Here is a 23348-nt window from a genome sequence, read left to right on the forward strand (position 1 = left end):
GGCCTAGTCCGCTTCGGGCATTGGATAGCCTTTAAGCTGCAGGAACAGGCTTTGTTCTTCGGTATGCAGGTATAAAGGCACAGTGGCGGGCGGTTCGGGATTTGTGACCCGGGCCGCTATTTCTGCCAGAACGACCTCGGTAATGAACGGCAGGTCCAATTCGCGAGCGCGATCCAGCGGGACCCATTGCAGATGGGACAGTTCGTCCGAGGCACGGCTGAAATCGTCCAGATCCCCTTGAACGGCACTGGCATCGACCAGAAAGAACCGTGCGTCGAAACGGCGGGGACGACCAGGAGGGGTCACGGCGCGGAACACAAATTGAAGTGCATTGGCCGACGGGCGGTATCCCATGGTGGCGAAGTCCTGCCAATCTTCGGGGGTCGCATCGGTCCACGTACCGGGATCGCCCAGGATCAACCCTGTTTCCTCCCACAGCTCTCGAATTGCGGCTGCGGCCAATGCGTTTTGCAAGCCCGGCTCGGACCTTTCGCCCAGCCTGTCGCTGCACAGCGCGGGCAGGGGGGAGGCCAAAGAAACTGAACCGTCCTCGGCATCGACCGCGCCGCCGGGAAACACGAACTTGTTGGGCATGAACACGGCTTTTGCGCCGCGTTGCCCCATCAGGATCGTCGGATTTGTCATACGATCCCGCAGGACGATGACCGTTGCCGCATCCCGTATTGCTGTTTTGTCTATTGTCATGCGATGTGCGACCTGATGTTTGAGGTCATTGTGCTTTCTCAAACCCGTGCATACGGCGCGCCCACTGATAAGCAACCACTGCCCCTTTCAGGCGGGGCAACAGAAACAGTGACAGAGCAGTACAGCCGATTGCAAAGATCAGGAACATGGTCAACGGTTCGGGGCGCCATTCCACATAGGTCACGTGCAGCGCCGGTGCCAGTAGGTGACCGACCAGCAGAATGGTCAAATATGCCGGGCCGTCATCCGCCCTGTGGTGAAAAAGCTCTTGCCCGCAAGTGTCGCAGCTGTCCTTGACTTTCAGATAGCCCTTCAGAATTTTCCCCTCGCCGCATTTTGGGCAACGGCAACGGAAACCTTTAACCAGTGCAGGCCAGGTCGGGCGATCATTCTCGGTCGTGGTGTCGATCGTCTGATCGGTCATGGTGAAACTCGCGCGTTCGTTCGTGCGGGATATTGCGCTTGTTTTGCCGTTCAGAAAAGGGGGGTGCGTCGCTTTGTGACGTGAGCCGGTTGCAGAAGGCGAAAATTTTTTCGGGTTTTTGCGACGGAACCCACGCGCCGTCCCGTTTGAACCTATGTGAGCAGCGGCGATGGGGCCGCTAAACAAAAGGAAAACGACATGAAAAGCGCCAAGTTCATTCCGGCCATCCTTATCTCGGCCGTTGCAATCACAGGCACATCCGTATTGGCAGCCGGACCAAGGGACCGCGAACCTGCAAGCTTTCAGGAACTGGACGCCAATGGCGACGGTCAACTGACGCAAGAGGAATTGGAGGCCCATCGCGCGCAGCGATTCTCTAACGCCGACACCGATGGCGACGGTCAGCTGAGCGTCGAGGAAATGCAGGCCGCCGGTCAAAAGCGGGCAAGTGACCGAGCGACTAAGATGTTCGAAAAGTACGACGCCAATCGGGACGGCTTTCTGAGCGACGACGAGTTGCCCAAGCCGCGCCGCGCTGGCAAGATGTTTGACCGTATCGACGCGGATAACAGTGGGACGATCTCGGAACAGGAATATGCCGATGCGAAAGAGCGGATGGGTCGCAAGCACAAGAAACACGGCAAGGCGGACTCTGACGACAGCTGATGAAGGATGGAGGATCTGACCTCTCCATTACAGGATGTCCGCGGCGCAGAATGTGCCGCGGATACATCGGACGATGCGTTGCTGCGGCAGTTTGCGGATGGTGACGCTGTGGCTGCCCGTCAACTGACTGATCGGTTGGGGCCGCGCTGCTTCTCGGTCGCTATGCGAATGCTGGGTAACCGGGCTGAGGCCGAAGATGTAACGCAGGACGCTATGATGCGGCTGTGGCAGATGGCTTCGAACTGGGTGCCAGGGCAGGCCAAGGTGTCCACCTGGCTTTATCGTGTCACTCTGAACCTATGTGTGGATGTGCAGCGCAAGAAAAAGCCGGATCGTCTGGACGATGCGCCCGAGCCCGAGGATGAAGACCTCAGCGCGGCTGAGCGGTTGCAGAACGCAGCGCGCAAGGATGCGCTGCAGTCGGCGTTGTCGCAATTACCGGACCGTCAGCGACAAGCGGTCATTTTGCGGCATATCGAAGAACTGCCCAACCCCGAGATTGCCGGGATCATGGGTATTTCGACGGAAGCGGTGGAAAGCCTGACCGCGCGCGGAAAACGCGCCTTGGCCGCAATTTTGGCCGGACGGCAAGATGAACTGGGGTATGACGATGGCTGAAGACGATATGGAACTGGATCAGTTGTTTGCACAGGCACGGCGAAACCGGCCTGAAATGCCCGATGATCTGGTGGTTCGCATTCTGACGGATGCCGAAATGGTACGACTTGATCGGATGAGACCTGTAATTCCACCGCGTTCTGTCTGGGCACGAATATTGGATGGTATCGGTGGTTGGCAGAGCATGAGTGGTCTGGCTGCGGCCAGCGCCGCTGGGGTCTGGATCGGCTTTGCCGCACCTGACTTCTTGCCCGACCCGGCAACGATTATCTATCCGCAGGACACCAGCTTTGTGGTCGCTGACCTTGGACTGGATGCAACTTTTCTGGAGGACGCCGAATGAGCGATAATACCAAACCCAAAAGACGGTGGGTGACGGTTCTGCTGTCCGTGTCGCTGGCGCTGAACCTGCTGGTGGCCGGGGTCGCTTTGGGCACTGCCTACAGGGTCAAAGGTGGGTATCAGGGCAAAGCACCACCTGGTTTTGCCCCAACGCTGTATCGGGCACTGCCTAAAGAAGAACGGAAAGCGCTGCGCGGTGAATTGTCCGTGCGGCACGTCAAAGGGGCGAGGAAGCGATCTCAGGATTTTGCAGCGCTCGAAGCAGCTTTGCGCGCGGAACCATTCAATCCCGAGACCGTGAAGGCGTTGCTGCAGCAACAAGCGCGGGCTATGGCAGAGTTGCAAGGCGCATTGCAGGATGAATGGCTTGCCCGGATCACCGGGATGACGGACGCGGAACGTCAGGCCTATGCAGACCGATTGCAAGAGGTGGTCAAGCGCAAGCCGCACGGACGCAAGCACAAGGATTGATCGGTTTAGGCCGCGCTCTGTCGAACCCAAACCTGATTACGCCCGGCCGATTTTGCGGCATAGAGTGCGGTGTCGGCAGATTTAATCAACCCTTCAAGCCGAGGCGGATGATAGGATTGCGACACCACGTTTGGTTGGGCCATGATCAGCCCGACACTGATCGTGACCGGAATGGGCGCAGATGCGTCAGGTAAGTCAAACGGTGTATCGCGAATGCAGTCGCACAGCTCGCGTGCCAGATCCAACGCATTGGCTTGTGTTGTGTTTGCAAGACCAACCATGAACTCTTCACCGCCGATTCGTGCGACGAACCCGGCCGCACCTACCGTTTGTTTCATCCGCTTGGCTGCCTCGGTAAGAACCAAGTCCCCTCCGGTATGGCCGAAAGTGTCGTTAATGCTCTTAAAGTGATCTAAGTCTGCCAGCATTATGGCAAAGCCTTGTCCGGCTCCTCCGGCCTTGTGCATGATCTGATCCATCGCACGCATCGCATACCGGCGATTGTGCAGACCGGTCAGCGGGTCGATCCAGGATTCGACCAACCTGCGCCGAAGCGAAGCACGCATCTGGTCCAGCTGGGTTTTACGTGCAATCTGTTTTTCCAGTCGCAGCAATGTCTCTTCGGCGCAGAAGCCACCCATGCAGATCGCGTCTGCACCCCGATCAAGCGCTTCCGAGGCCAGTTCGGCATTCTCTTCCTCAAGAACACCAATCAGAACCGCATGCCGCGTGGTGCCGCGCGATTTCAGATCGGCCAGCAAGTTGAGACCTGATGGATTCGCGCTGATCTCGAACACTATGGCGTCGGGGACGGGGCCCGATAGAACGCCCTGTAGGTTTGATGTCGTATGAGTGGACAGATTATACGTCGCCTGTTTCGACAGAGCCTTTTCCCACAATGCGCTGGTGCAGGAAGATTTCGTCAGGATAGCGACTTGAGCTGTTTTCGCAGGCATGATCAACACGCCACTGGGTTCGGCAAAACCTACGGGGTTCGAACTGGTTCCAACCTGCAGCTCTTGTGTATCTGCACGCGCGCGCAAAAGGCTGCGTACCCGTGCCAGCAAAAACGTATCTTTGAACGGGTAGGCCAGAACATCGTCCAACCCGTCAGAAAGTGCTTTTAATCGGGCGGCTTTATCGTTTTGCTGTGCTATCGCAACCACCGGCACGTCAATCAGATCCGGATCAGTCATGACAAGTCTTTTAACGTCGGCCGCAGTCCCGTCCGGCAAAGTCTGAGAGGTGAGCACCAGATCAGGCTTGGCCCGCCGCAACAACCCAGGCAGGCCCCGAAGCCGTTCACCCTGAACAACGTGATACCACGCCGCAGTCAGCTGAACCTTCAGCATGATGCGATTGGTTGAGGTCCCGTCGAGGACAAGGATGGTTCCCTGCACGGACATATCATTCACCGTTGATTGCATGCGTTGCCAAAGTGTTTATGAGTCTGGTTAACAAACCCTTTCCAAGACCTGATCCGGGGCTACTTTATGTCAATCACCGCCCAATCTGCCGAAACGCTGGCGCTCAATGTTCTTGGCTGGCTGGTGGGTAATGAAGAATTGCTGCCGATTTTCCTCGGCTCGACCGGAGCGTCAGCGCAGGACCTGCGAGACCGAGCAGGCGAGCCCGAGTTCCTTGGATCGGTGCTAGAGTTTCTTATGCTTGACGACTCGTGGGTGATCGCTTTCTGTGACGCAAATTCCGTGCCGTATGACCTGCCCGGTCAGGCCCGCGCGGTGTTGTCCGGCGGCGCCGACGTTCACTGGACCTGAACCTACAACTTTGCAGGAGCATGTAATGCCTATCGACGCGATCCTGTTCGACAAGGACGGCACCTTGTTTGACTTTGCCAACACCTGGGGGGCCTTTGGGCGCAATGTTGTGCTGCGCCTGGCTGGCGGAGATCATGCGCGCGCATCTGAATTGGGCCGCGTTATCGGTTTTGATCTGGAAAAGGTAGCCTTCTCCGAGGACAGCATCGTCATCGCCGGAACGGTCGAGGAAATTGCCGAAGTTCTGGTTCAGCATCTTCCAGACATGACCCGGCAGGAACTGGTTGACGTTCTGAACGCGGAATCCGCCGTGGCTCCGCAGGCACAGGCCGTGCCGTTGGTGCCTTTTCTGGACGGTTTGCGCCAGGCCGGGCTAAAGTTGGGCGTGGCCACAAATGATGGTGAGATGCCCGCGAAACAGCACCTTTCATCGGTCGGGATTCGCGATCATTTCGATTTTGTTGCGGGCTATGACAGCGGCCACGGATACAAACCCGGACCCGGCCAGTTGCTGGCCTTTGCGACCCATGTAGGCGTCGCGCCGGAACAGGTGGCTATGGTGGGCGACAGCCTGCACGACCTGGAAGCGGGACGCGCCGCGGGGATGACCACAATCGCCGTTCTCACAGGGATGGCACCAGCCGAAGCGTTGGCACCAATGGCGGACGTCGTGCTGCCGGATATCGGGCACATTCCTGACTGGCTGGCGAAAAACTAATCGCGCATCAGCCAATTTCGCCGCTTGGGGATAAAAAACCGACAAAGTCTGTCGCATTCAGAGCGGCTTGATTTCGGCCTTCGGGGCTTGCTTGTGATAACGCAAGCTCCGGAGGATCAAATGGCAGACACAAAAACGCGCAGGCGTCGTAGCGGTGGACGGGCCGGAGCTGCCGAACGCAGAGGCACTGCGGTGATTGACCAGATGCCGTGGAATCCACCGATCAACATCGACCATCCGACCGAGCCACTGGATCAGGACGGGATCGAGGCGATCCATGAGGGGGCCATGCGCATCCTCGAAGAGATCGGGGTCGAGTTCTACAACGTAGAAGCCAAGGGCATTCTGCGCGAGGCGGGGTGTATGGTCGAGGGCGACAATGTCCGCATGGGCCGCGACTTTGTCATGGAGATGGTGGGCAAGGTACCGTCAAGCTTCACAATCACTCCGCGCAATACGGACCGCACGATTGAAATTGGCGGAAAGAACATGGTGTTCGGTAACGTATCCTCGCCGCCGAATTACTGGGATATGGAGATCGGCACCAAGGTTTCCGGAAATCGGGAAATGTGTCGCAACCTGTTGAAACTGACGCAATATTTCAACTGCATTCACTTTGCGGGCGGATATCCGGTCGAACCGGTCGATCTCCACGCCAGCGTGCGGCATCTGGATGTGCTCTATGACAAGCTGACCCTGACCGACAAGGCGATGCATGCTTATTGCCTCGGGAAAGAACGGGTCGAGGATGTGATGGAGATGGTCCGCATTGCTGGCGGTCTAAGCCATGAAGAGTTCGAAGCAACTCCTCGGATGTATTCGAACATCAACTCGACCTCACCGCTAAAGCACGACCACCCGATGATTGACGGCTGCCTCCGTCTGGCGCGGCGGGGACAGGCGATTGTTGTGACGCCCTTTACGCTGGCTGGGGCGATGGCACCGGTGACGATGGCCGGTGCCGTGGCGCAATCCCTGGCCGAATCCTTGTGCGCGATTGCCCTGTTCCAATATGTACGCCCGGGTATTCCGTGTGTGATCGGGACGTTCACCTCCAATGTGGATATGAAATCGGGGGCTCCGGCCTTTGGTACACCGGAATACATGCGTTCAACCCAGATGACCGGGCAGATGGCGCGGTTTTACGGCCTGCCAATGCGGTCGTCGGGTGTATGTGCCGCAAACGTACCCGATGGTCAGTCGGTTTGGGAGACCTCGAACTCTCTGTGGGCATCCGTTCAGTCGGGTACCAATATGGTTTATCACGCGGCAGGTTGGCTTGAGGGCGGGCTGATTGCCAGCCCCGAGAAATTCATCATGGATTGCGAAATCCTGCAGCAAATTCAGCGATATATGCAAGCCGAGATTACGGCGACCGGCCCCGATGAAATCGCCTTGGATGCCATTCGCGCTGTGGGCAATGACGGCCACTTCTTTGGCATTCAACACACGCAGGACCGATACACCACCGCGTTCTATCAGCCCTTCCTCAGCGACTGGAAGAACTACGAAGGCTGGAACGTTGCGGGTGGCATCTGGACGGCGGAGCGTGCTCATCACATGTTCAAGGAAATCATCACCAGTTTTGAACCTCCGGCACTGGATGACGCGATCCGGGATGAACTGGCCGACTTTGTCGCCCGCCGTAAGGCCGAAGGTGGGGCTCCGACGGATTTCTAATTCTCTGTCAAAGATTTCCACAGTGATACTTGTTTGGATTGTCGGTATCTCATTGCCAATCTTGGGGTTTTGTTAAGGAGTCTCAGGCCAGATTGAGGAAGAAACCAATCTGGGGCATCTTATGCATGGTCTGATCAATCGGGCGATACAGTCATTTGTATGCGCGACTTACGGACAGTCATGCTGGCTGTACGTCACCGAGATGGCTGAACTGGGCTTTTCCGAGTTTGAGGCCATGCTTGTCTATGATGACTGCATGACCGTCCAGGTTCTGGACGCGTTGTGTGCCGATCTCAAGCGTCCACGCGCCGAGATACTCGAGGATTTGGGAACCTATCTGGTGTCTCACACCAAAATGGAAGATTTGCGCCGTCTGCTGCGATTTGGTGGTGTCACCTATGTGGATTTCCTGCATTCTCTGGACGATTTATCCGATCGGGTTCGGTTGTCGGTATCTGACCTCTGTTTGCCAGCGCTAGAACTTATAGAGGTCACTCCGACAGAATATCAGCTGTATTGCCATCCAGGGTTGCCCGGATACCCCAGCGTCATGGTTGGGATTCTGCGCGCCATGGCCGACGATTATGGCGCCTTGGCTATGCTGTCCCATGACGGGCGAGAGGGGGAAGCCGAAGTCATCTCAATCGTTCTGGTAGAAAGTGCATTCGCCAAGGGGCGCCAATTCGATCTGGGAGCGCGCAAGTCATGATGGATACGGGCGATCTGGGAACTCTGTTGGAAACATTGTGCCCGATGTTCCTTCTGGTGAACGAGGATGGGCGAATATTGCGCGTGGGGCCGACCTTGCAGAAATTGCGCCCGGATCAGCCGATGGTGGGGAAAGATTTTCTAGAGATATTCGAGCTGGTACGTCCTCGCGCCGTCACAACACTTTCGGCGTTGATGACCTCGACCGGGGCAAAACTACATCTGAAACTGCACGATACGCCACGCACGGCGTTGAAGGGCCTGATTGCTCCGTTGCCGCAGGGCAAAGGAGCGGTCATCAATCTGTCCTTTGGGATTTCGATTCTGGATGCGGTGCGTGACTATGCCCTGACCAGTGCGGATTTTTCAGGTACCGACCTTGCGATCGAACTGTTGTATCTGGTCGAGGCAAAATCCGCCGCGATGGAGGCTTCGCGGTCTTTGAACCTGCGGCTGCAGGGGGCGATGCTGGCGGCCGAAGAGCAAGCTTTTACCGACATGCTGACCGGGTTAAAAAACAGGCGGGCGATGGATATGGTGCTGGGGCATCTGATCTCGGCGAATTTGCCATTTGCTCTGATGCATCTTGATCTGGATTTCTTTAAGTCGGTCAATGATCAATATGGGCACGCGGCAGGGGATCATGTACTGCAGCAGGCCGCCCGGATCATGGTACAGGAAACTCGCAACGATGACACGGTGGCGCGCATCGGAGGAGATGAATTCGTAATCATCTTTAAAGGCTTGATTGATGAAAGCGTCTTGTCTTCAATTGCGGCACGCATGATCGACCGATTGCAGAAACCGATAGTGTTCGAAAAAATTTACTGCCGGATTTCTGCCAGTATAGGCACGGCGCTATCCACTCAGTTTTCGCCCCCAAAGTCAGCGGAAATCCTGAACGCAGCCGATCTGGCATTGTACGAGGCGAAAAGGAAAGGCAGATCCCGCCACTGTCTGTACTCGGCCCTAGCCGGACATCGGCAAGGTGATGCGGCATCCGGTTAAAGTGGAGCGGAACATGTTCAGAGATGGCTAGGCCTTGTGAAAAGCACGAGTCAAAGTACTTGCAATATGGCGCTTGATCAGTGGTAATTCTCCGACAACGGGTAAGATCTGACCCTTGAACGCGGCTGCTTTCAGAGCCTGCGGGACATCTTCGAGAACATGACCACCTGTACAGGCGAAATATGGCAGGCAAAGAGCTTGCCCAGACAGGCCGGTTGCGGCTTCGGCAATGGATGGAGGTTCTTCGACAAATCCCAAGTGAATGGACTTGAATGTCAGATGCTGTGCCAAGGCTCCGACGAAAGCCCGGGCAACGGCGGATGGATTGCGGCTGCGACCCGAGCCATGGGCTGCCAGCACCAGATCCGTTTCTTGGGCTACCCATTGGTTTTCGGCCAACTGGTCACGCAGAGCCGCGGCCACCAAGACAGGAAGGTCAGGGTCGACGCCAAGCGGATCGAGAACGCGCAAATTTCGTCCCGCAAGACGTCTTGGCAGGGCGCTGGTGACAAACCACCCCTTCGCCATGAAAAGCGGGTAAATCACTGCATCATCCGTCAGCTCTGACACGCGTTGCTCGAACACACCCGGTGCCGCCAGCGTGGCGGACTGTACGCTTACGTTGCCGGACAGAGCGTCTACCTCGGCGGCATAAGCGGCCAACGCCTGTTCGGCAGGGTCCGGATCTGACGGTTGGCCATGAGCCACGATAAGGGCGTGGTGCATTCGAATAGTCCTGTTCGCTTTTCCAATAGATATGTGCTGCAGCGCCAGAGTTAATCCAAACGACGTCGTTGTCAGCCTAAAAGTGTCAGCCAGAACCATACCGTCACGATCGAAACCGCCGTTCCAATCAAAACGGACGAGGCCGCCACTCGTTTTGCGCGGCCATACATATTGGCGAATATATAAGCATTAAAACCTGGGGCCATTGCAGATGTCAGTACGCCTGAGCGGAATAAATCCTGCGGCAAGCCCGCTGTCGTACCAAACAGCCAGGTAAGGCTGGGGTGCAGGAGCAACGAGATACCGCAGACATAGGCAATCGCACGCAGGTCACCTTCGGGTCTGTATTTGACCAGCACACCCCCGAGGGCGAACAAGGCTCCGGGGAGGGCGGCGCGGGTTATCAGACCAAGTGCGTCGTCCAGGATTCCAGGCACCCCGACCCCCGACAGATTGACGAAAAACCCCAGCGCAATGCCAAGGATCAGCGCATTGCGGAACATGGCGGCCATTACGGATTGAACCATACGTCTGCCGCCGTTGCCTCGGTTTCGAACCACCTCCATCACTGTGATGCCGACGGCGTAACAAAATGGCGCGTGAAAGGCGATAATGGCGTAGTTCCCGTCAAGGTTTTCAGGACCATAGGCGCGTTCCGTAATCGGAAGGCCCAGCAGGACCGAGTTTGAAAACAGGCAGCAAAAGCCAATGGCGACGCAATCCTCCCACTCGCGGTGAAAGATCAGGCGGGCGCCGAACAGGCCAGCGGTGAAACACAGGGCTGCGGCCGCGTAAAAGCTGCCCAGAAGCCGGGGGTCGAAACTTGCGCTCAGGTCCAGATGCGCGATGGCCTGAAACAGCAGGCAGGGGATCGCGAAACCTTGGGTAAATTTCATCAACCCTTCGACATGAGCTTCTTTGAAATACCCCATACGGGTCGCTGCGTATCCGGCGCCGATCACAAGAAAGACCGGCAGGATAACGTCGATCAGAGTCTGCAGCATCGTGCCACCCCGAGGGATATCGCGGGCAGCACCAGCAGCGCCCTATAGATCCTGATGGATCACCATACCGTCATAGGCAGGGGTGATGTGATCGGCGGTTTCAGCGTCGACCGTGACATAGTCGAGATCGAAATGCATGTTGGTCAGCACTGCACGCTTGGGTTTCAGCTGCTCGATCCATTCCAGCGTCTTGTCCAGATGTGCGTGGGTGGGATGAGGTTTGCGGCGCAGGGCGTCAATGACCAGACAATCCAACCCATCCATCATTGACCAGGAATCGTCATAGAGCTCGGCCACGTCCGGCAGATAGACCAGTTTGCCCATCCGGAATCCCAATGAGTCGATCGAGCCGTGATTGACCTTGAACGGATGAAACGGGATCGGACCGCCGGGGCCGTCGATTTCAAACGGACCGTCGATGGATTTCAGGTCGAGGATCGGGGGGTAGGGAGAGCCTTCGGGCTGAATGAAGGCATATCCGAACCGTCCCAACAATGCGTTCTGCGTATCGCCGTCGGCCCAAACCGGAACGCGTTCGCGCATGTTGAAAACAATCATGCGCAGATCGTCGATACCGTGGACGTGGTCGGCATGCGAATGGGTATAAACCACACCATCCAGGCGCCCTGTTCCGGTGCTCAGCAATTGGCTGCGCATGTCGGGGGTGGTGTCGATCAGTACCGAGGTTGTCCCGTCGGGCCCATCACGTTCGACCAGCATCGAACAGCGGCGGCGGATGTTTTTGGGGTTCTGCGGATCGCAATCCCCCCAATGCCCGCCCAGTCGCGGCACGCCGCCGGACGAACCGCAGCCGAGGATGGTGCAGCGCAGCTGGGTCATGCAGCCGCCTCGTAGGTTGCTGCCTTGGTAAACAGACGGTCGAAATTGGCTTGCGTCTGGGCGGCGAAATCGACGTAATCCATCCCAAACACCTCGGCCCCTTTGCGGGCGGTATAGGCGGTATAGGCGGGTTCGTTGCGCTTGCCGCGAAAAGGTGGCGGGGCCAGATAAGGAGCATCGGTTTCCACCAGAACGCGATCGACAGGTGCAGCCGCAAAAATATCGCGCAGTTCTTGGCTTTTGGGGAAGGCGGTGATGCCGGACATAGACAGGTAGAACCCCAGATCCAGCGCGGCACGGGCCAGTTCCGCCGAGGATGAGAAGCAGTGCATTACACAGGAATAGCGCGCGTTGCGGTGTTCCTCGGCCAGGATGCGCGCCATGTCGTCATCGGCTGCGCGGGCGTGAATGATCAGCGGCAGACCGGTGCGCTGGGCGGCCTCGATATGGACGCGCAGCGATTCCTTTTGCACCTTGGCGCTGTCGGCGGTGTAGTGGTAATCCAGCCCGGTTTCGCCGATGCCCACAAATTTAGGGTGTCGTGACAGTGCGACAAGTTCGTCGACAGTGGCCATCGGCTCATCCGCGGCGCTCATGGGATGAGTGCCAGCGGCGTAAAAGATGGGTGCGTGGGCCTCGGCAATGGCGCGAATTGTGGGTTCGTTGCGCAAACGGGTGCAGATCGTGACCATTCGGGTCACGCCTGCTTCGGCGGCATTGCCGACGATCTGATCCAGCTGTCCCTCAAAATCGGGGAAGTCCAGATGGCAATGGCTGTCGGTAATCTGGGGGGTGTCGCTCATCTGCTCTGACCGGCGGTTTCCTGTATCTTGAACACCGTATCTAGGACCAAAGCGGCAGGGTCAAGGTTCACCGCCTGACCGTGGCGCGCGCGAGCCGTGATTGTCGCCGCAACCTCGGCCCATTGTCGGGCCTGATATGGAGACGAGGACAGGCGCGACAGCGTTTCCGCCTCGTTCGGTGCCGCCTCAGGTAGAGGAGGCGTACCGGTTGCGCCTGTCAGTGCAAGGCGGGACAGGACGACGTCTATCAGGGTCAACAGCAGTTCGAACCGCTCTGCCGCGCCGCGCTGGGCGGCGGCTTCGGCAAGGGCCAGCGCGCGCTGGCGATCCATGCGGGGCAGGGTGCCCAGAATGGCGATCAGTTCGGCATAGATCTCTAGTCCGCCCAGATTGATCAGCCGTACCGCATCCCCAACGGACCCGGCAGCCAGCGCGGCCAAATGGTCGGTCTGCGTGGGCAGTTCCGCACCGGTTTGTTTCAGGGCGGCTTGCATATTATCGGGTCCCAGCGGGGAAAGGCGCAGGGTTCGGCATCGGGAGCGGATCGTCGGCAACAGGCGCGACGGCTGGTGCGAAACCAACAGCAATGTTGTGCGCGCAGGCGGCTCTTCGAGCATTTTCAGCAATGCATTCGCCGCGTTGACGTTCATCTCATCTGCCGAATCCACGATCACGACACGCCGTCCGCCATCGGCGGTTGACAGGCCGAAAAATTTCCCCAGCTTGCGGATATCATCAACGACGATTTCATTCCGCAGCCGCCCTTGATCGTTCACGGAACGTGTGATGGCGGCCAGCCCCGGCTCCGCCCCAGCCAGAATGCGGTGCGCGACCGGGTGTTCGGGATCAATCGCCAGCGTTTCCGGCGGTGGAGGGGCCCCGAACAGCCCGTCTTCTTCCATCGGGGGCGTTGCCAGCAAAAAGCGTGCGATCCGCCAGGCCAGGGTCGCCTTGCCCACCCCGCGAGGGCCGGTCAAAAGCCAGCCGTGATGCAGCCGATCCGAGGTGTAGGCGCTCAGAAACGCCTGTTCGGCCACGGTCTGCCCAAACAGTTGCTGGGTTTCACGCGGGTGCGGGGCACCGGGGGCCTGATCCGGGGTTGGGGTCTCGTCGCTCATCTATCGTCCGTCACAAAGCTTGCAGAACGATATCTGTCACATCCTGTGCAACGCTGTCCATGTCCCGACTGCCGTCAACTACGCGGAAGCGGTCCGGGAACTCTTTGGCCAGCGCCAGAAACCCTGCACGCATCTTTTGTTGCAGGTCGATGCCGAAATCCTCGAACCGCTCTTCGGTGCCCTGTCGACCCTTGGCGCGGGCCAGACCGGTTTGCGGGTCCATGTCGATCAGCAGCGTCAGGTCAGGTTCGCGCCCGATCATCAAGCTATGCAGTTGATCGACTGCCCCGCGCAGATCACCGCGCGACAGGCCCTGATACATACGGGTGCTGTCGGCAAAACGGTCGCAAATCACCACTTTGCCGGCGGCTAGGGCAGGTTCAATTGTGCGTTCCAGATGATCCCGCCGCGCGGCGGTGAACAGCAGCAGTTCCGTCTCGGCTGACCAGCGATCAGGGTCGCCTTCCAGAACCAGTCGACGGATTTCCTCGGCCCCGGCCGAACCGCCTGGCTCGCGCGTCAACACGACATCATGACCAAGATCGCGCAAACGCTCGGCCAGCATGCGTGCCTGCGAAGATTTGCCTGATCCGTCAATGCCTTCGAAGGTCAGAAACAGCCCGGGTCTTGTCACAATGCATCCAATGGATTGCCGATCACATCGGTCAGAACAATGCCGCCCACAGTCATCATGCGCACTACGAAGCCCCCGGCCGGGACGCTTTCAGACGCCACCAGAGGGCGGCGGATTTCCGGCAATCCTTCGGGCTTGATAACCAGCTCGGCCAGTTTCTGTCCCTTTTCGATCGGCGCATTGACTGGACCGTCATAGACAACCTCGGCTTCGATATTCTTGTCACCCAGTACTGGGAACAGCAGCGACAGGTCCTCTTGCGGCACCAGACCAACGGTCTTTTGCGCGCCCATCCAGATTTTGGCTTCGGCTATCGGCGTGTCCGCGTTGGCAACTGTCCTCTCGATAAAATTTCGAAACGACCAGTTAACCACGGCCTCAGCCTCCTCTGCCCGTGTACCGGTACTGTCGAGGCCAGAGAGCACAAAGATCACCCGGCGGTCACCCTGTTTGGCTGAACCGACAAGACCATACCCAGCCTCTTGCGTGTGGCCGGTTTTCAGGCCGTCCGCGCCGATCCCCAGCTTTAGCAGAGGATTGCGATTGCGTTTGTTTGACGGTGCGCGGCCATCGAATTCAAACTCTTCCTCGGCAAATAGGGGATAGTATTCCGGAAAATCCGAGATCAAATGGTTTGCCAACACAGCCAGATCGTGAACGGACATCATATGCCCTGCAGCTGGCCAGCCGTTCGAGTTGGCAAAGTTGGAATTGTCCATACCCATCTGCTTGGCCCGTTGGGTCATGTAGCGGGCAAACCCAGCTTCGGTTCCGTCAGGGCTGAGCGCTTCGGCAATCACCACACAGGCGTCGTTGCCAGACAACACAATAATGCCACGCAACAGGTCCTCGACCCGGACACGGTCCTGCGTGTTCAGGAACATGGTCGAACCACCATAACTCATGGCGTTTTCCGAAACCGGCAAAGTCTCATCCAATGTCAGGCGGCCATCGCGCAGCGCCTCGAAGGCGACGTAAAGCGTCATGAGCTTTGACATCGACGCGGGGGGCAGGGGCTGGTCAGCCTCTTTGGATAGCAACACCGTGCCTGTGGTCTGATCCACCACATATGCCGCGCGGGCCGTTGTATCAAAGGCATTGGCGGGCAGGGCAAACACAGCCAGCCCGAGGGTTAAAACAGATGATCGCAGTGAGGACAGCATGTGAGGCCTCCTTTGTTTCAATTCTTGACGGAGAACGCGTCCGAGAAGCCAAGATCCTTGACGTCGCTTTGCAACGCGTTGCGTTCGGAGCGAGTTTTGGCCGGGCCGACCAGTACGCGCCAAACCGTTTTGTCGTCAGTCTTCAATTCGCGAATATTGGCGGACATTCCATTCCGCTCAATTTTCTGGGCCGCGCTTTTGGCGTTGGCTTCGACGTTGAATGTTCCGACCTGCACAAACGGCTTGCTCAACGACTGTGACGTCGGGTTATTGGTCGCCGCTGGGGCAGCACTGACCGGGGTAGGATCGGCTGCTTCTATCGCTGCTGCAGCGCCTGCGACAGGGTCAAGCGGGGTTTCGGTGATCTCGTTAGGATCTTTCCTTTGCCACCATTTTCTTTTGGCGGGCTTTTCTTCGGGCGGTGTAACTTCGGGGTCAGACAGGGAAGGAGCCGGAGTGGTTTCGACTGCAGTTTCCACCACTTCTTCCACTGCTTCTTCGGTTACCTCTGCTGCGGTGTCACCTGTTGCTGCAGCAGCCGCTCCGGCTGCGCCAGCTGCAGCAACCGTTTCCTTCTTTTGCCACCATTTGCGCTTGGCAGGCTTTTCGCTGTCGGCCGTGGTTGTTTCAGCGGCGGCATCTTTTGATTTGGTGTCCTCGGCAGCCGGTTGGTCTTCGGCTGTTTCAGTTGCGGGTGTCTCTTCGGGTGTCTCTTCTTTTATCACTGGTTTGCGCCGCAAGGCGGTCACCTGAACCTTGGTCGGCGCACCCGCCAGAATACCCAATTCTTCAGCCGCCGCAGAGGACAGTTGCAAGGCCGGACCAGGCAGGTTTCTTTCCCGACGGAACAAGGCACCTTTTACGGATTTATTGTTGTCAGGGTTCTTAATGACAACGCGTTCAGGTTGGGTCACATCCGGATGGGCGACCCAGATACCGCCCAAAGACGGACGACCATCCCACAACCCGGCTTCGGACACGTGGAATGCCTCTGGAGCCTCGACCGTTTCTCGGGACTTGTCTGCATGATCCGGGAAAAGTTCGATAGTGGTGTCAGTCTGCAAGCCGTCATCCGGGGCGTCTGGTAAAGCCTCTTTCGTCGACAGTGCTTCGTCGCACCCTGCCAGAACCGTCAAAGTCACGGCCAGCGCCGCCCACGGTCGAGGCATTACGCGTGTCTCAGTCGCTCGCTTCATTTTGTCATCCCTTGCCTGAAGGGGCCTCGTTTCCTTAACCCCGCCGTCAATTGCCGGTTCTCTTATTGCCGGTCTATTACGGTCCTCGCGGAAATCATAACGCGGGTGGGGTGTCATGGAAAGACCACTGCACATGCTTAGGCGAGATTTCCCTATTTGCTCTTGCCACCGAATTCAGTTGGCCTTAGACCCAGCCCCACGCGGGGAGGTGGCAGAGTGGTCGAATGCGGCGGTCTTGAAAACCGTTGAACGTGAGAGCGTTCCCAGGGTTCGAATCCCTGTCTCCCCGCCACACACCCAATTCATCGTGAGACATTAATGTGAGTTCCGGATTTTGTCCCGTTATTCCGGAGGTTTGCGCCGTGTTCCAACGTGCGGAGACACCACCCAGAGACGGTATTTTCTCGTATTCCCCGCTGCGTCTCTACACGGCTTAAACCGGGGGTCGGTTTTGCCCCTGATTTTCCCTGCCAGCAGGGAATTTACAGGGGGTTTTCTCCCATTGACGCTCTTTGAGTTGTATGTGACGCAGAGATTTCTCAGTGGATCAATGGGTTAGTGTGCAATTCCCTGGGGTGCCGGGCAGCGATTTTGCAGGGAATTCTGCACGAGGGGTTCAGGAGTAATCAGGTAAACCCGTAAAGCCGGTCCTGAAGGTTCCAATCGAGCGGAACAGGCCGTTCCAGAATTCGTTTAAGTGTGAGCTCCGGAGGCTGTGTGCCATCACGGATCGCAGCCTGGATCTTCGGTGAAAGAAAGGCGAGCTGGCCACGGGTGCGAATGAACACCGTCTGATGACCGGCATTATGTGCGATGGTCTTTATTGGAACACCATTTCGCAGGCCTGCCGCCCAGTGATGCGCATTTACAAGTGTGCGCAGAAGGATTCGGTCCGGCTCTGGAGCTGGGGCGCGGATTGCCAGTTTCGCCTCGACGCCCCGCCGGCGCAGATGAAACGGCGCGGTGATCTCAAGCAGGTCTGGCGCGAGATCGGTCATTGATATTCTGAGAGCGTCGGCGAGCGTTGCTGCATCCAATTCGAGCGAGATGGTCTTCGCGATGATACCGCGGATGAGCAGATGATGCAGGAGGCCTGGTGCATTTGTGCGCAGTTTCGACGCCAGCGCGTTGGCGCGATCTTCCAGCGTAGGGTCGTGGCGCAGATCCGGCGTTGCGAGCAACTTGTGTTTCTTAGTCGCCTGTTCGAGATGTGCGGCGATCGCAGACGCCACCGCTGTCTCCAACTTGCGCCCAGGCAAGCGCCAGCCGGTGGGATCGGGTCCGTTGCTTATCAGCCGGTTGGAAACATAATAGGCATGGCGTTTACCGGCCTTGATGCAGTGGGTGGGGGTCAAACGATCTCCAGTCTCATCCCGGAGCTTGCCGGTGAGTGGCGCGGCTTCCGTCTCATTTTTCCGACCCCGCCGGCGCCGCGATGCCGCCTGCAGCTTCTCCTGGACCCTCTGCCACAACTCCGGGCCGATGATGGCAGGGTGCCGCCCGGGCCAGGTCTTCTCCTTGTGGCGGATCCGGCCGAGGTAGACCGGGTTCGTGAGGATCTTGTGAATCTGGCCAGTGGACAGTGGACCACCGCCCTGTTCCCGACCCGAACAGAACCGGTGACGCTTGGAGCGCAGACGCGCATGTGCGGCCGCGCATGCGACATCTGTGATCTTGCCGTGGTGGTCATAGAATTCGAACAGTGCTCGGACCGTTTTGGCCTCAGTGACATTGACGACAAGCTCCCGGACCCGCTTGTCGGGATGCGGATCATAGCCCAGCGGCGGCACACCTCCCATCCACATGCCCAGCTTCTTGGACGCTGCAATCTTGTCCCGAATTCGCTCGGCGGTGACCTCGCGCTCAAACTGGGCAAAGGACAGCAGTACGTTGAGCGTGAGTCTCCCCATTGAAGATGCGGTGTTGAAGGCCTGGGTTACAGAAACAAACGAACAGCCTGAGGCCTCAAACCTCTCGACCAGACGGGCGAAGTCGGCCAGAGACCGCGTCAAGCGGTCGATCTTGTAGACCACCACCATGCCGATGCGGCCCGCGTCGATCTCAGACAGCAGCCGGGTCAGGGCTGGGCGCTCCAACGTCCCGCCTGACTCCCCGCCATCATCAAAGCGGGCCCGGGCCAGCAACCAGCCTTCGTGCTTCTGGCTGGCGACATAAGCCGAACACGCTTCGTACTGCGCATCGAGCGAATTGAAGTCCTGGTCCAGGCCCTCTTCTGAAGATTTGCGGGTATAGATTGCGCAGCGGATCTTCGAAGGGGCCATCATCGCCCGTCCTTCAAGCCGAAGAACCGGGGGCCCGACCACCGGGCACCGGTGATAGCACGGGCCGTGGCGGAGAGGGATCGATACACCTCGCCATTCCAACGATACCCGTGATCCAGAACGTCAACAGCATGGGTCACGCCGTTCCACTCGCGCAGCAGGCGCCCGCCGGGCTTGAGTGTCGGTGACGACGGCGTTGGACCTGCCGCGACGCGGCGGTTGAGATCGGTGTCAAATCCTTTGGGTAATCCGCCATACCGGCGCGCCTGGACTTCGAAGGCGAGGAAGCGGCGCAGAAAGGACTGGCTGAGCCCCTTGGGGACAGGGGGTCCAAAGAGCGTGGTCCAGGTGGCGATCAGCGCCGCCCGGTCCATCGCTTCGATCTCGCTGATTGTTGGATCGGTCATGTCGCGGCTGGCTTGGCGGTGATCTTGTAGGTTGCGGTTCCACCATCGGCATCGGGCGGCAGGCGGTCGATCTTGTAACCGGCCTTGCGCAGGGTGCTGAGCGCGGCGCGCACCGAATGGGGTCGCCAGCCGGTGGCTTTCTGCAAGGCGATCAGATCGGCGCCAGCCTTGCGGGCCAGCATGCGGCGTACGAGCGCCGACTTGGTTTCCGGCTTCGATTTGGTTGTAAGATTTGGCATCCTGGTCTCCTCGGATATGCGGATCGGCACCCTGCCGGTCCTACCGAGCCACGCCCGAACCCCGGGCGCGAGACCAATGACGCTCTGTTCGGAACAGAAGTCCAGTCGAAAGGGCGCGAGCACTTGAGGACCTTATAAGCGTTTGTCAACCAACGATAATTTTCCTTGACGCAGGAGGTTCTTTGGCGCAATGTTAATGCCAACCCGTCGCAGAAGGAAGCTTGCGACCACCGACCCGAAACCCAAGAGGTGCGCAGAGTGTCGGCTGGTGTAACAGCTTCCCGCGATGTATCCCCAGCCTGTCTCTCGTGCCTCGGCCCAAGCCAAGGAGGCACGGCTGTGAAAGATCAAGAACACTCCAAGTCCGACGCAGCAGATGTCGGTAATCAAGCGACTGCAGGTCCGTCACGCGACCCGCAGGTTGCGCTCCAGAACGACCCGTTTCGTGAATTCCTGTTTGTTTGGATCGCGGTCGACCTTATCGACGCGGCGCCTCGCCGTGTGCGTCGCGGGCTAAAGGATCAGGAAGATGCAGTTCTGCGAGCGATCGAGAGGTTTGGGTTCAAAATCCCGATCCTGGTGCGAAGCAAACTTGGGGGTCAGCGCTACGAGGTGATTGATGGGCACGTCCGCCTTGAGGCCGCTCGTCGCCTTGAGGCGGGCAAAGTACCTTGCATCGTTGTTGACGATCTGCCCGATGTTGAGATCCGTCGTCTCACCCTGTCGCTCAACAAACTGCAAGAGACCGGCGCATGGGATACCGAGGATCTGCGCCTTGAGATCAACGAGATCATCGAGATAAGCGGTGAGATCGAGATCCCCGGGTTTGCCATGCCGGAAATCGAGGCCATTCAGTTTGGCGCGGGCGAGACCGACCAACCAGACCCCGACGATGATATCTCCGGGTTCGCGGGGGCACAGACGAAACCCGTCAGCCAACCAGGGGATCAGTGGCGCCTCGGAGATCACGTCATTCTTTGCGGATCGGCGCGTGATAGGGACAGGCTGGCTGTCGTGCTCGATGGTGCTCTGGCCGATGTTGTGTTTACAGATCCGCCCTACAACGTGAATATAAACGGCCATGTGCGCGGGGCAGAGCAGGGCTTTGAGGAGTTCGCAGAAGCCTCCGGCGAGATGAGCCGTGAAGTGTTCTCGGGCTTTCTTGTTGAAACCCTCGGAAATGCTTCAACCGTTCTGCGGCCAGGCGGTATTTTGTTCGCGTGCATCGATTGGCGTCATGTCGGTGAGATGGAGGAAGCGCTGCAAACGCTCGGTCTCGAACCGGTCAACATCTGTGTCTGGGTCAAATCCAACCCCGGCATGGGCAGCCTTTATCGCTCCCAGCACGAGTTGGTCTTCGTCGTCCGAAAACCGGGGCAGGGGCATCTCAACAACGTACAACTCGGCATATATGGGCGGAACCGCTCGAACGTCTGGCACTATGCTGGGGCGACCGGCGGAGCCAAAGACTCGGATGATGCTTTTGACGTTCATCCGACCGTCAAACCCATTCGCATGGTCATGGATGCCTTGCTGGATGTGACCGCACCCGGAGATCTGGTCGTCGATCCGTTCCTTGGATCCGGCACGACGCTCCTGGCGGCTGAGCGTACGCGTCGACGTTGCGTCGGCGTCGAGATTGAACCGGGATATGTCGATCTGGCCATTCGCCGATGGCAGCAGATGACCGGTGGCACTGCTGTGCACGATGGAACCGGGGTTCCATTCGACGCCGTGCAGGAAAGGGCCTGCAGTATTGCCGTACCGGACGGCAATCCAGAAGAGGAGGCGTTCTGATGTCACATGAAAACGATCCAGATGAGCCATACGACGTTGGGTACAAGAAGCCACCCAAACACACCCAATGGCAGAAGGGGCAATCCGGAAACCCCACGGGCAAGAAAAAGAAAGAGCAATCGCTGCTTGTTCAACTCAAGAGGCTGTCCGCCAAAGAAATCGTGGTCCACCAAAATGGAGTCGCGGTCAAGATGACCCAGGGGGAAGCCATGCTTGTCGCAGTGTTTAACAAGGCGATGAACGGGGATCTGGGCAGCATCAAGTTCATCTCTCAGATACTCGGCATCTCTGACGCCGATCTGTCGGCGTCAAAGGCTCCGGAGCTTTCGGAAAACCTGCTCGGTGTTCTCGAAACTTACGCAGACTGGGTCGGTGTAGTCGAGACGGCGCGCTCGGAACTGGCAGAGAAAAGTGACCATTTGGAAAATGAGGGGAATGACGATGCCGCCTATTGATATCGTTCGTGCCCTGTGTGCGAGCAACCTTATGGCCTTTGTTGAGGCTGCCTTTGGCATTCTTCAGCCAGACGCCAAATTCCATGCGGCCCGGTATCTTCGGGCTCTGTGTTATCAGTTGGAACGACTGGAGCGTGGTGAAATCCGGCGGCTGCTGATCATTCTACCGCCGCGTCATCTGAAGTCATTTTGTGCAAGTGTTGTGTTTCCGGTCTGGGTCCAGGGTCGAAACCCTTCCACAAAAGTCATCACCGCCAGCTATGGCGCTAGTCTTGCGGAAGACTTCAGCTGGCAATCGCGCCGGCTTATGGACCACGACCTGACATGTGCCATTTTCCCTAACCTGGAGATTGATAAGAAAAAGGCCACCGTCTCCGACTTGCGTACAACACTGGGTGGCCAGAGGATTGCTACCTCCGTGGGCGGACCAATGACGGGCAAGGGCGGTAAGCTTTTTATCGTCGACGACCCCAGTAAGGCTGAGGATGTATTTTCCGAAGCTCACCGGGAAAAGGTTTGGGAGTGGTTCAGCGGTAGTGCCTTGATGCGGCTGGATCAACGCAAAGAAGCGCGTGTGGCCGTGGTGGCTCAGCGACTCCATCCGGATGATCTGCCTGGGCGACTGATTCAAACCGGCCTGTGGGAAGTGTTAGTGCTTCCGGTGATCGAAGTTCGTGAGAGGAAGGTCGCCATGCCGGACGGTTTAGTCTGGACGCGACGAAAGGGTGACATCCTGTTGCCCCAACACATTGATCTAGAGGAGCTCAACGCGCTTCGCCTTGAAATCGGCGGCACAAAGTTCGAGGCGCAATACCAACAATCACCCGTGCCCGCAGGTGGGAATATCGTGAAGCCAGAATGGTTCGCTACGATACCACCAAGCCTACGCTCGAGTGATTACGAAGCAATTATTCAAAGCTGGGACACAGCCTCGGTTCCCGGGGAATCCAATGACCATTCTGTCTGCACAACATGGGGGCTCATTGGCAACTACATCGATTTGCTGGACGTTCATCGTCAGCAATACCTGCAACCGGATCTTCTGAGTGAAGCGACAAAGCTTCGCAAGAAATGGAGGCCAAATCTGCTTGTGGTCGAAACGGTTGGTGCAGGTTGCGGTGTGTACGATCATCTGCGCCGTCAGGCCAAGAAAGGTGTAAGGTCACATACTCCAAAACTCTCTAAAGATGAGCGGATGTCCATTCAGTCTCCAAAGATCGAACAGGGGCAGGTCAGATTACCAGCGTCTGCACCATGGAAAGAAGTCTTTCTGGCCGAAGTTGCTGCCTTCCCAAATGGCAAACATGATGATCAGGTCGATAGCATGTCGCAAGCATTGCGCGCGCTTGATCATACCCTACACGAATTACGCCACTGTTCCCGCTACAAAGGTAGATTAGGGAGGGTTTTATGAGCTCGGCCAATGTCATTGAATGACGTGCAAACATCCAAGCAATGACTGCTATCCGCCCTAAGCAGACACCTGACCAAATGTATCAGATGACTGCTTCGAGCCCGAAGCAGACTCCAGTTCACGACACCAGACCAACTCACGTTCAATAATTT

Annotated in this window: 26 protein-coding genes and 1 tRNA gene; 13 read left to right on the forward strand and 14 right to left on the reverse strand. The window is 57.9% G+C overall.

Features of this window, described 5'->3' with window-relative positions:
• Positions 1 to 3 precede the first annotated feature (3 nt).
• A complete protein-coding gene (locus RUE5091_RS02655; protein ID WP_058280300.1) occupies positions 4 to 705 on the reverse strand; it encodes an NUDIX hydrolase in 702 nt (233 codons plus the stop codon).
• Between the two features lie 25 nt (positions 706 to 730).
• The gene (locus RUE5091_RS02660) at positions 731 to 1129 is read right to left on the reverse strand and encodes a DUF983 domain-containing protein (RefSeq protein WP_058280301.1); all 399 of its coding nucleotides are present in this window, start codon (positions 1127 to 1129) and stop codon (positions 731 to 733) included.
• A gap of 198 nt (positions 1130 to 1327) precedes the next feature.
• Here RUE5091_RS02660 and RUE5091_RS02665 point away from each other — a divergent pair, with 198 nt between their 5' ends.
• From RUE5091_RS02665 to RUE5091_RS02680, 4 genes are read left to right on the forward strand one after another with little or no spacing between them, the layout of a single operon-like run.
• Positions 1328 to 1795 (forward strand): EF-hand domain-containing protein, encoded by a 468-nt coding sequence (locus RUE5091_RS02665; RefSeq protein WP_058280386.1) that lies wholly within the window; start codon positions 1328 to 1330, stop codon positions 1793 to 1795.
• A gap of 6 nt (positions 1796 to 1801) precedes the next feature.
• Positions 1802 to 2413 carry an RNA polymerase sigma factor gene (locus RUE5091_RS02670; protein ID WP_058280302.1) on the forward strand — a complete coding sequence of 204 codons (612 nt, stop codon included), beginning with the start codon at positions 1802 to 1804 and terminating at the stop codon, positions 2411 to 2413.
• The gene (locus RUE5091_RS02675) at positions 2406 to 2756 is read left to right on the forward strand and encodes a hypothetical protein (protein ID WP_243470699.1); all 351 of its coding nucleotides are present in this window, start codon (positions 2406 to 2408) and stop codon (positions 2754 to 2756) included. Before RUE5091_RS02670 ends, RUE5091_RS02675 begins: the two co-directional genes overlap by 8 nt.
• Positions 2753 to 3226 (forward strand): periplasmic heavy metal sensor, encoded by a 474-nt coding sequence (locus tag RUE5091_RS02680; protein ID WP_058280304.1) that lies wholly within the window; start codon positions 2753 to 2755, stop codon positions 3224 to 3226. Before RUE5091_RS02675 ends, RUE5091_RS02680 begins: the two co-directional genes overlap by 4 nt.
• A gap of 5 nt (positions 3227 to 3231) precedes the next feature.
• On the opposite strand, the gene RUE5091_RS02685 is transcribed toward RUE5091_RS02680, so the two are convergent.
• Positions 3232 to 4632 (reverse strand): diguanylate cyclase, encoded by a 1401-nt coding sequence (locus RUE5091_RS02685; protein WP_058280387.1) that lies wholly within the window; start codon positions 4630 to 4632, stop codon positions 3232 to 3234.
• An 87-nt stretch (positions 4633 to 4719) separates the two neighbouring features.
• Between RUE5091_RS02685 and RUE5091_RS02690 the strand changes: the two genes are divergently transcribed.
• The 5 genes from RUE5091_RS02690 (at position 4720) to RUE5091_RS02710 (ending at position 9118) form a co-directional block, all read left to right on the forward strand.
• On the forward strand, positions 4720 to 5004 hold the full coding sequence (locus RUE5091_RS02690; RefSeq protein ID WP_058280305.1) for a DUF3572 domain-containing protein: 285 nt from the start codon (positions 4720 to 4722) through the stop codon (positions 5002 to 5004).
• A gap of 25 nt (positions 5005 to 5029) precedes the next feature.
• Positions 5030 to 5722, forward strand: coding sequence for an HAD family hydrolase (locus RUE5091_RS02695; protein ID WP_058280306.1), 693 nt, complete (start codon positions 5030 to 5032; stop codon positions 5720 to 5722).
• A 120-nt stretch (positions 5723 to 5842) separates the two neighbouring features.
• Positions 5843 to 7402, forward strand: coding sequence for a trimethylamine methyltransferase family protein (locus tag RUE5091_RS02700; protein ID WP_058280307.1), 1560 nt, complete (start codon positions 5843 to 5845; stop codon positions 7400 to 7402).
• 121 nt (positions 7403 to 7523) lie between these two features.
• Positions 7524 to 8111, forward strand: coding sequence for a heme NO-binding domain-containing protein (locus RUE5091_RS02705; RefSeq protein WP_058280308.1), 588 nt, complete (start codon positions 7524 to 7526; stop codon positions 8109 to 8111).
• A complete protein-coding gene (locus RUE5091_RS02710; RefSeq protein ID WP_058280309.1) occupies positions 8108 to 9118 on the forward strand; it encodes a diguanylate cyclase domain-containing protein in 1011 nt (336 codons plus the stop codon). Before RUE5091_RS02705 ends, RUE5091_RS02710 begins: the two co-directional genes overlap by 4 nt.
• Before the next feature lie 27 nt (positions 9119 to 9145).
• Here the strand turns inward: RUE5091_RS02710 and RUE5091_RS02715 are convergent, their stop codons facing one another.
• From RUE5091_RS02715 to RUE5091_RS02750, 8 genes are all read right to left on the reverse strand, one after another.
• The gene (locus RUE5091_RS02715) at positions 9146 to 9844 is read right to left on the reverse strand and encodes a CbiX/SirB N-terminal domain-containing protein (RefSeq protein ID WP_058280310.1); all 699 of its coding nucleotides are present in this window, start codon (positions 9842 to 9844) and stop codon (positions 9146 to 9148) included.
• A gap of 71 nt (positions 9845 to 9915) precedes the next feature.
• A complete protein-coding gene (locus tag RUE5091_RS02720; RefSeq protein ID WP_058280311.1) occupies positions 9916 to 10848 on the reverse strand; it encodes an AEC family transporter in 933 nt (310 codons plus the stop codon).
• A gap of 42 nt (positions 10849 to 10890) precedes the next feature.
• Positions 10891 to 11688 (reverse strand): MBL fold metallo-hydrolase, encoded by a 798-nt coding sequence (locus RUE5091_RS02725; protein WP_058280312.1) that lies wholly within the window; start codon positions 11686 to 11688, stop codon positions 10891 to 10893.
• Positions 11685 to 12491, reverse strand: coding sequence for a TatD family hydrolase (locus tag RUE5091_RS02730; protein ID WP_058280313.1), 807 nt, complete (start codon positions 12489 to 12491; stop codon positions 11685 to 11687). The genes RUE5091_RS02725 and RUE5091_RS02730 overlap by 4 nt, the downstream gene beginning before the upstream one ends.
• Positions 12488 to 13609, reverse strand: a complete 1122-nt coding sequence (locus RUE5091_RS02735) for a DNA polymerase III subunit delta' (protein ID WP_058280314.1) — start codon at positions 13607 to 13609, stop codon at positions 12488 to 12490. The genes RUE5091_RS02730 and RUE5091_RS02735 overlap by 4 nt, the downstream gene beginning before the upstream one ends.
• A gap of 10 nt (positions 13610 to 13619) precedes the next feature.
• Complete coding sequence (gene tmk, locus RUE5091_RS02740; RefSeq protein WP_058280315.1) at positions 13620 to 14243, reverse strand: dTMP kinase; 624 nt, start codon at positions 14241 to 14243, stop codon at positions 13620 to 13622.
• Entirely contained in the window at positions 14240 to 15406 is a 1167-nt protein-coding gene (locus RUE5091_RS02745; RefSeq protein WP_058280316.1) for a D-alanyl-D-alanine carboxypeptidase family protein, read from the reverse strand. The genes tmk and RUE5091_RS02745 overlap by 4 nt, the downstream gene beginning before the upstream one ends.
• Positions 15407 to 15423: 17 nt before the next feature.
• Positions 15424 to 16602 carry an SPOR domain-containing protein gene (locus RUE5091_RS02750; protein WP_058280317.1) on the reverse strand — a complete coding sequence of 393 codons (1179 nt, stop codon included), beginning with the start codon at positions 16600 to 16602 and terminating at the stop codon, positions 15424 to 15426.
• A 202-nt stretch (positions 16603 to 16804) separates the two neighbouring features.
• Here RUE5091_RS02750 and RUE5091_RS02755 point away from each other — a divergent pair.
• Positions 16805 to 16894, forward strand: a tRNA-Ser gene (locus tag RUE5091_RS02755).
• A 334-nt stretch (positions 16895 to 17228) separates the two neighbouring features.
• Here RUE5091_RS02755 and RUE5091_RS02760 read toward each other — a convergent pair.
• From RUE5091_RS02760 to RUE5091_RS02770, 3 genes are read right to left on the reverse strand one after another with little or no spacing between them, the layout of a single operon-like run.
• A complete protein-coding gene (locus tag RUE5091_RS02760) occupies positions 17229 to 18884 on the reverse strand; it encodes a recombinase family protein (RefSeq protein WP_058280388.1) in 1656 nt (551 codons plus the stop codon).
• Positions 18884 to 19291, reverse strand: a complete 408-nt coding sequence (locus RUE5091_RS02765; RefSeq protein WP_082643527.1) for a DUF2924 domain-containing protein — start codon at positions 19289 to 19291, stop codon at positions 18884 to 18886. The genes RUE5091_RS02760 and RUE5091_RS02765 overlap by 1 nt, the downstream gene beginning before the upstream one ends.
• A complete protein-coding gene (locus RUE5091_RS02770; RefSeq protein ID WP_058280318.1) occupies positions 19288 to 19530 on the reverse strand; it encodes a DUF3489 domain-containing protein in 243 nt (80 codons plus the stop codon). Before RUE5091_RS02770 ends, RUE5091_RS02765 begins: the two co-directional genes overlap by 4 nt.
• A gap of 339 nt (positions 19531 to 19869) precedes the next feature.
• Here RUE5091_RS02770 and RUE5091_RS02775 point away from each other — a divergent pair, with 339 nt between their 5' ends.
• From RUE5091_RS02775 to terL, 3 genes are read left to right on the forward strand one after another with little or no spacing between them, the layout of a single operon-like run.
• A complete protein-coding gene (locus RUE5091_RS02775; protein WP_058280319.1) occupies positions 19870 to 21327 on the forward strand; it encodes a DNA modification methylase in 1458 nt (485 codons plus the stop codon).
• Entirely contained in the window at positions 21327 to 21782 is a 456-nt protein-coding gene (locus RUE5091_RS02780; protein WP_058280320.1) for a DUF5681 domain-containing protein, read from the forward strand. The genes RUE5091_RS02775 and RUE5091_RS02780 overlap by 1 nt, the downstream gene beginning before the upstream one ends.
• On the forward strand, positions 21769 to 23196 hold the full coding sequence (terL, locus tag RUE5091_RS02785; protein ID WP_058280321.1) for a phage terminase large subunit: 1428 nt from the start codon (positions 21769 to 21771) through the stop codon (positions 23194 to 23196). Before RUE5091_RS02780 ends, terL begins: the two co-directional genes overlap by 14 nt.
• Positions 23197 to 23348: the final 152 nt, after the last annotated feature.

This window comes from Ruegeria denitrificans, assembly GCF_001458295.1.
Lineage (GTDB): Bacteria > Pseudomonadota > Alphaproteobacteria > Rhodobacterales > Rhodobacteraceae > Ruegeria > Ruegeria denitrificans.

Excerpts from the sequence above, each read along its gene's own strand:
- RUE5091_RS02655 (WP_058280300.1), bottom strand. The coding sequence starts at position 705 with ATGACAATAGACAAAACAGCAATACGGGATGCGGCAACGGTCATCGTC.
- RUE5091_RS02660 (WP_058280301.1), bottom strand. The coding sequence starts at position 1,129 with ATGACCGATCAGACGATCGACACCACGACCGAGAATGATCGCCCGACC.
- RUE5091_RS02665 (WP_058280386.1), top strand. The coding sequence starts at position 1,328 with ATGAAAAGCGCCAAGTTCATTCCGGCCATCCTTATCTCGGCCGTTGCA.
- RUE5091_RS02670 (WP_058280302.1), top strand. The coding sequence starts at position 1,802 with ATGGAGGATCTGACCTCTCCATTACAGGATGTCCGCGGCGCAGAATGT.
- RUE5091_RS02675 (WP_243470699.1), top strand. The coding sequence starts at position 2,406 with ATGGCTGAAGACGATATGGAACTGGATCAGTTGTTTGCACAGGCACGG.
- RUE5091_RS02680 (WP_058280304.1), top strand. The coding sequence starts at position 2,753 with ATGAGCGATAATACCAAACCCAAAAGACGGTGGGTGACGGTTCTGCTG.
- RUE5091_RS02685 (WP_058280387.1), bottom strand. The coding sequence starts at position 4,632 with ATGTCCGTGCAGGGAACCATCCTTGTCCTCGACGGGACCTCAACCAAT.
- RUE5091_RS02690 (WP_058280305.1), top strand. The coding sequence starts at position 4,720 with ATGTCAATCACCGCCCAATCTGCCGAAACGCTGGCGCTCAATGTTCTT.
- RUE5091_RS02695 (WP_058280306.1), top strand. The coding sequence starts at position 5,030 with ATGCCTATCGACGCGATCCTGTTCGACAAGGACGGCACCTTGTTTGAC.
- RUE5091_RS02700 (WP_058280307.1), top strand. The coding sequence starts at position 5,843 with ATGGCAGACACAAAAACGCGCAGGCGTCGTAGCGGTGGACGGGCCGGA.
- RUE5091_RS02705 (WP_058280308.1), top strand. The coding sequence starts at position 7,524 with ATGCATGGTCTGATCAATCGGGCGATACAGTCATTTGTATGCGCGACT.
- RUE5091_RS02710 (WP_058280309.1), top strand. The coding sequence starts at position 8,108 with ATGATGGATACGGGCGATCTGGGAACTCTGTTGGAAACATTGTGCCCG.
- RUE5091_RS02715 (WP_058280310.1), bottom strand. The coding sequence starts at position 9,844 with ATGCACCACGCCCTTATCGTGGCTCATGGCCAACCGTCAGATCCGGAC.
- RUE5091_RS02720 (WP_058280311.1), bottom strand. The coding sequence starts at position 10,848 with ATGCTGCAGACTCTGATCGACGTTATCCTGCCGGTCTTTCTTGTGATC.
- RUE5091_RS02725 (WP_058280312.1), bottom strand. The coding sequence starts at position 11,688 with ATGACCCAGCTGCGCTGCACCATCCTCGGCTGCGGTTCGTCCGGCGGC.
- RUE5091_RS02730 (WP_058280313.1), bottom strand. The coding sequence starts at position 12,491 with ATGAGCGACACCCCCCAGATTACCGACAGCCATTGCCATCTGGACTTC.
- RUE5091_RS02735 (WP_058280314.1), bottom strand. The coding sequence starts at position 13,609 with ATGAGCGACGAGACCCCAACCCCGGATCAGGCCCCCGGTGCCCCGCAC.
- RUE5091_RS02745 (WP_058280316.1), bottom strand. The coding sequence starts at position 15,406 with ATGCTGTCCTCACTGCGATCATCTGTTTTAACCCTCGGGCTGGCTGTG.
- RUE5091_RS02750 (WP_058280317.1), bottom strand. The coding sequence starts at position 16,602 with ATGAAGCGAGCGACTGAGACACGCGTAATGCCTCGACCGTGGGCGGCG.
- RUE5091_RS02760 (WP_058280388.1), bottom strand. The coding sequence starts at position 18,884 with ATGGCCCCTTCGAAGATCCGCTGCGCAATCTATACCCGCAAATCTTCA.
- RUE5091_RS02765 (WP_082643527.1), bottom strand. The coding sequence starts at position 19,291 with ATGACCGATCCAACAATCAGCGAGATCGAAGCGATGGACCGGGCGGCG.
- RUE5091_RS02770 (WP_058280318.1), bottom strand. The coding sequence starts at position 19,530 with ATGCCAAATCTTACAACCAAATCGAAGCCGGAAACCAAGTCGGCGCTC.
- RUE5091_RS02780 (WP_058280320.1), top strand. The coding sequence starts at position 21,327 with ATGTCACATGAAAACGATCCAGATGAGCCATACGACGTTGGGTACAAG.
- terL (WP_058280321.1), top strand. The coding sequence starts at position 21,769 with ATGCCGCCTATTGATATCGTTCGTGCCCTGTGTGCGAGCAACCTTATG.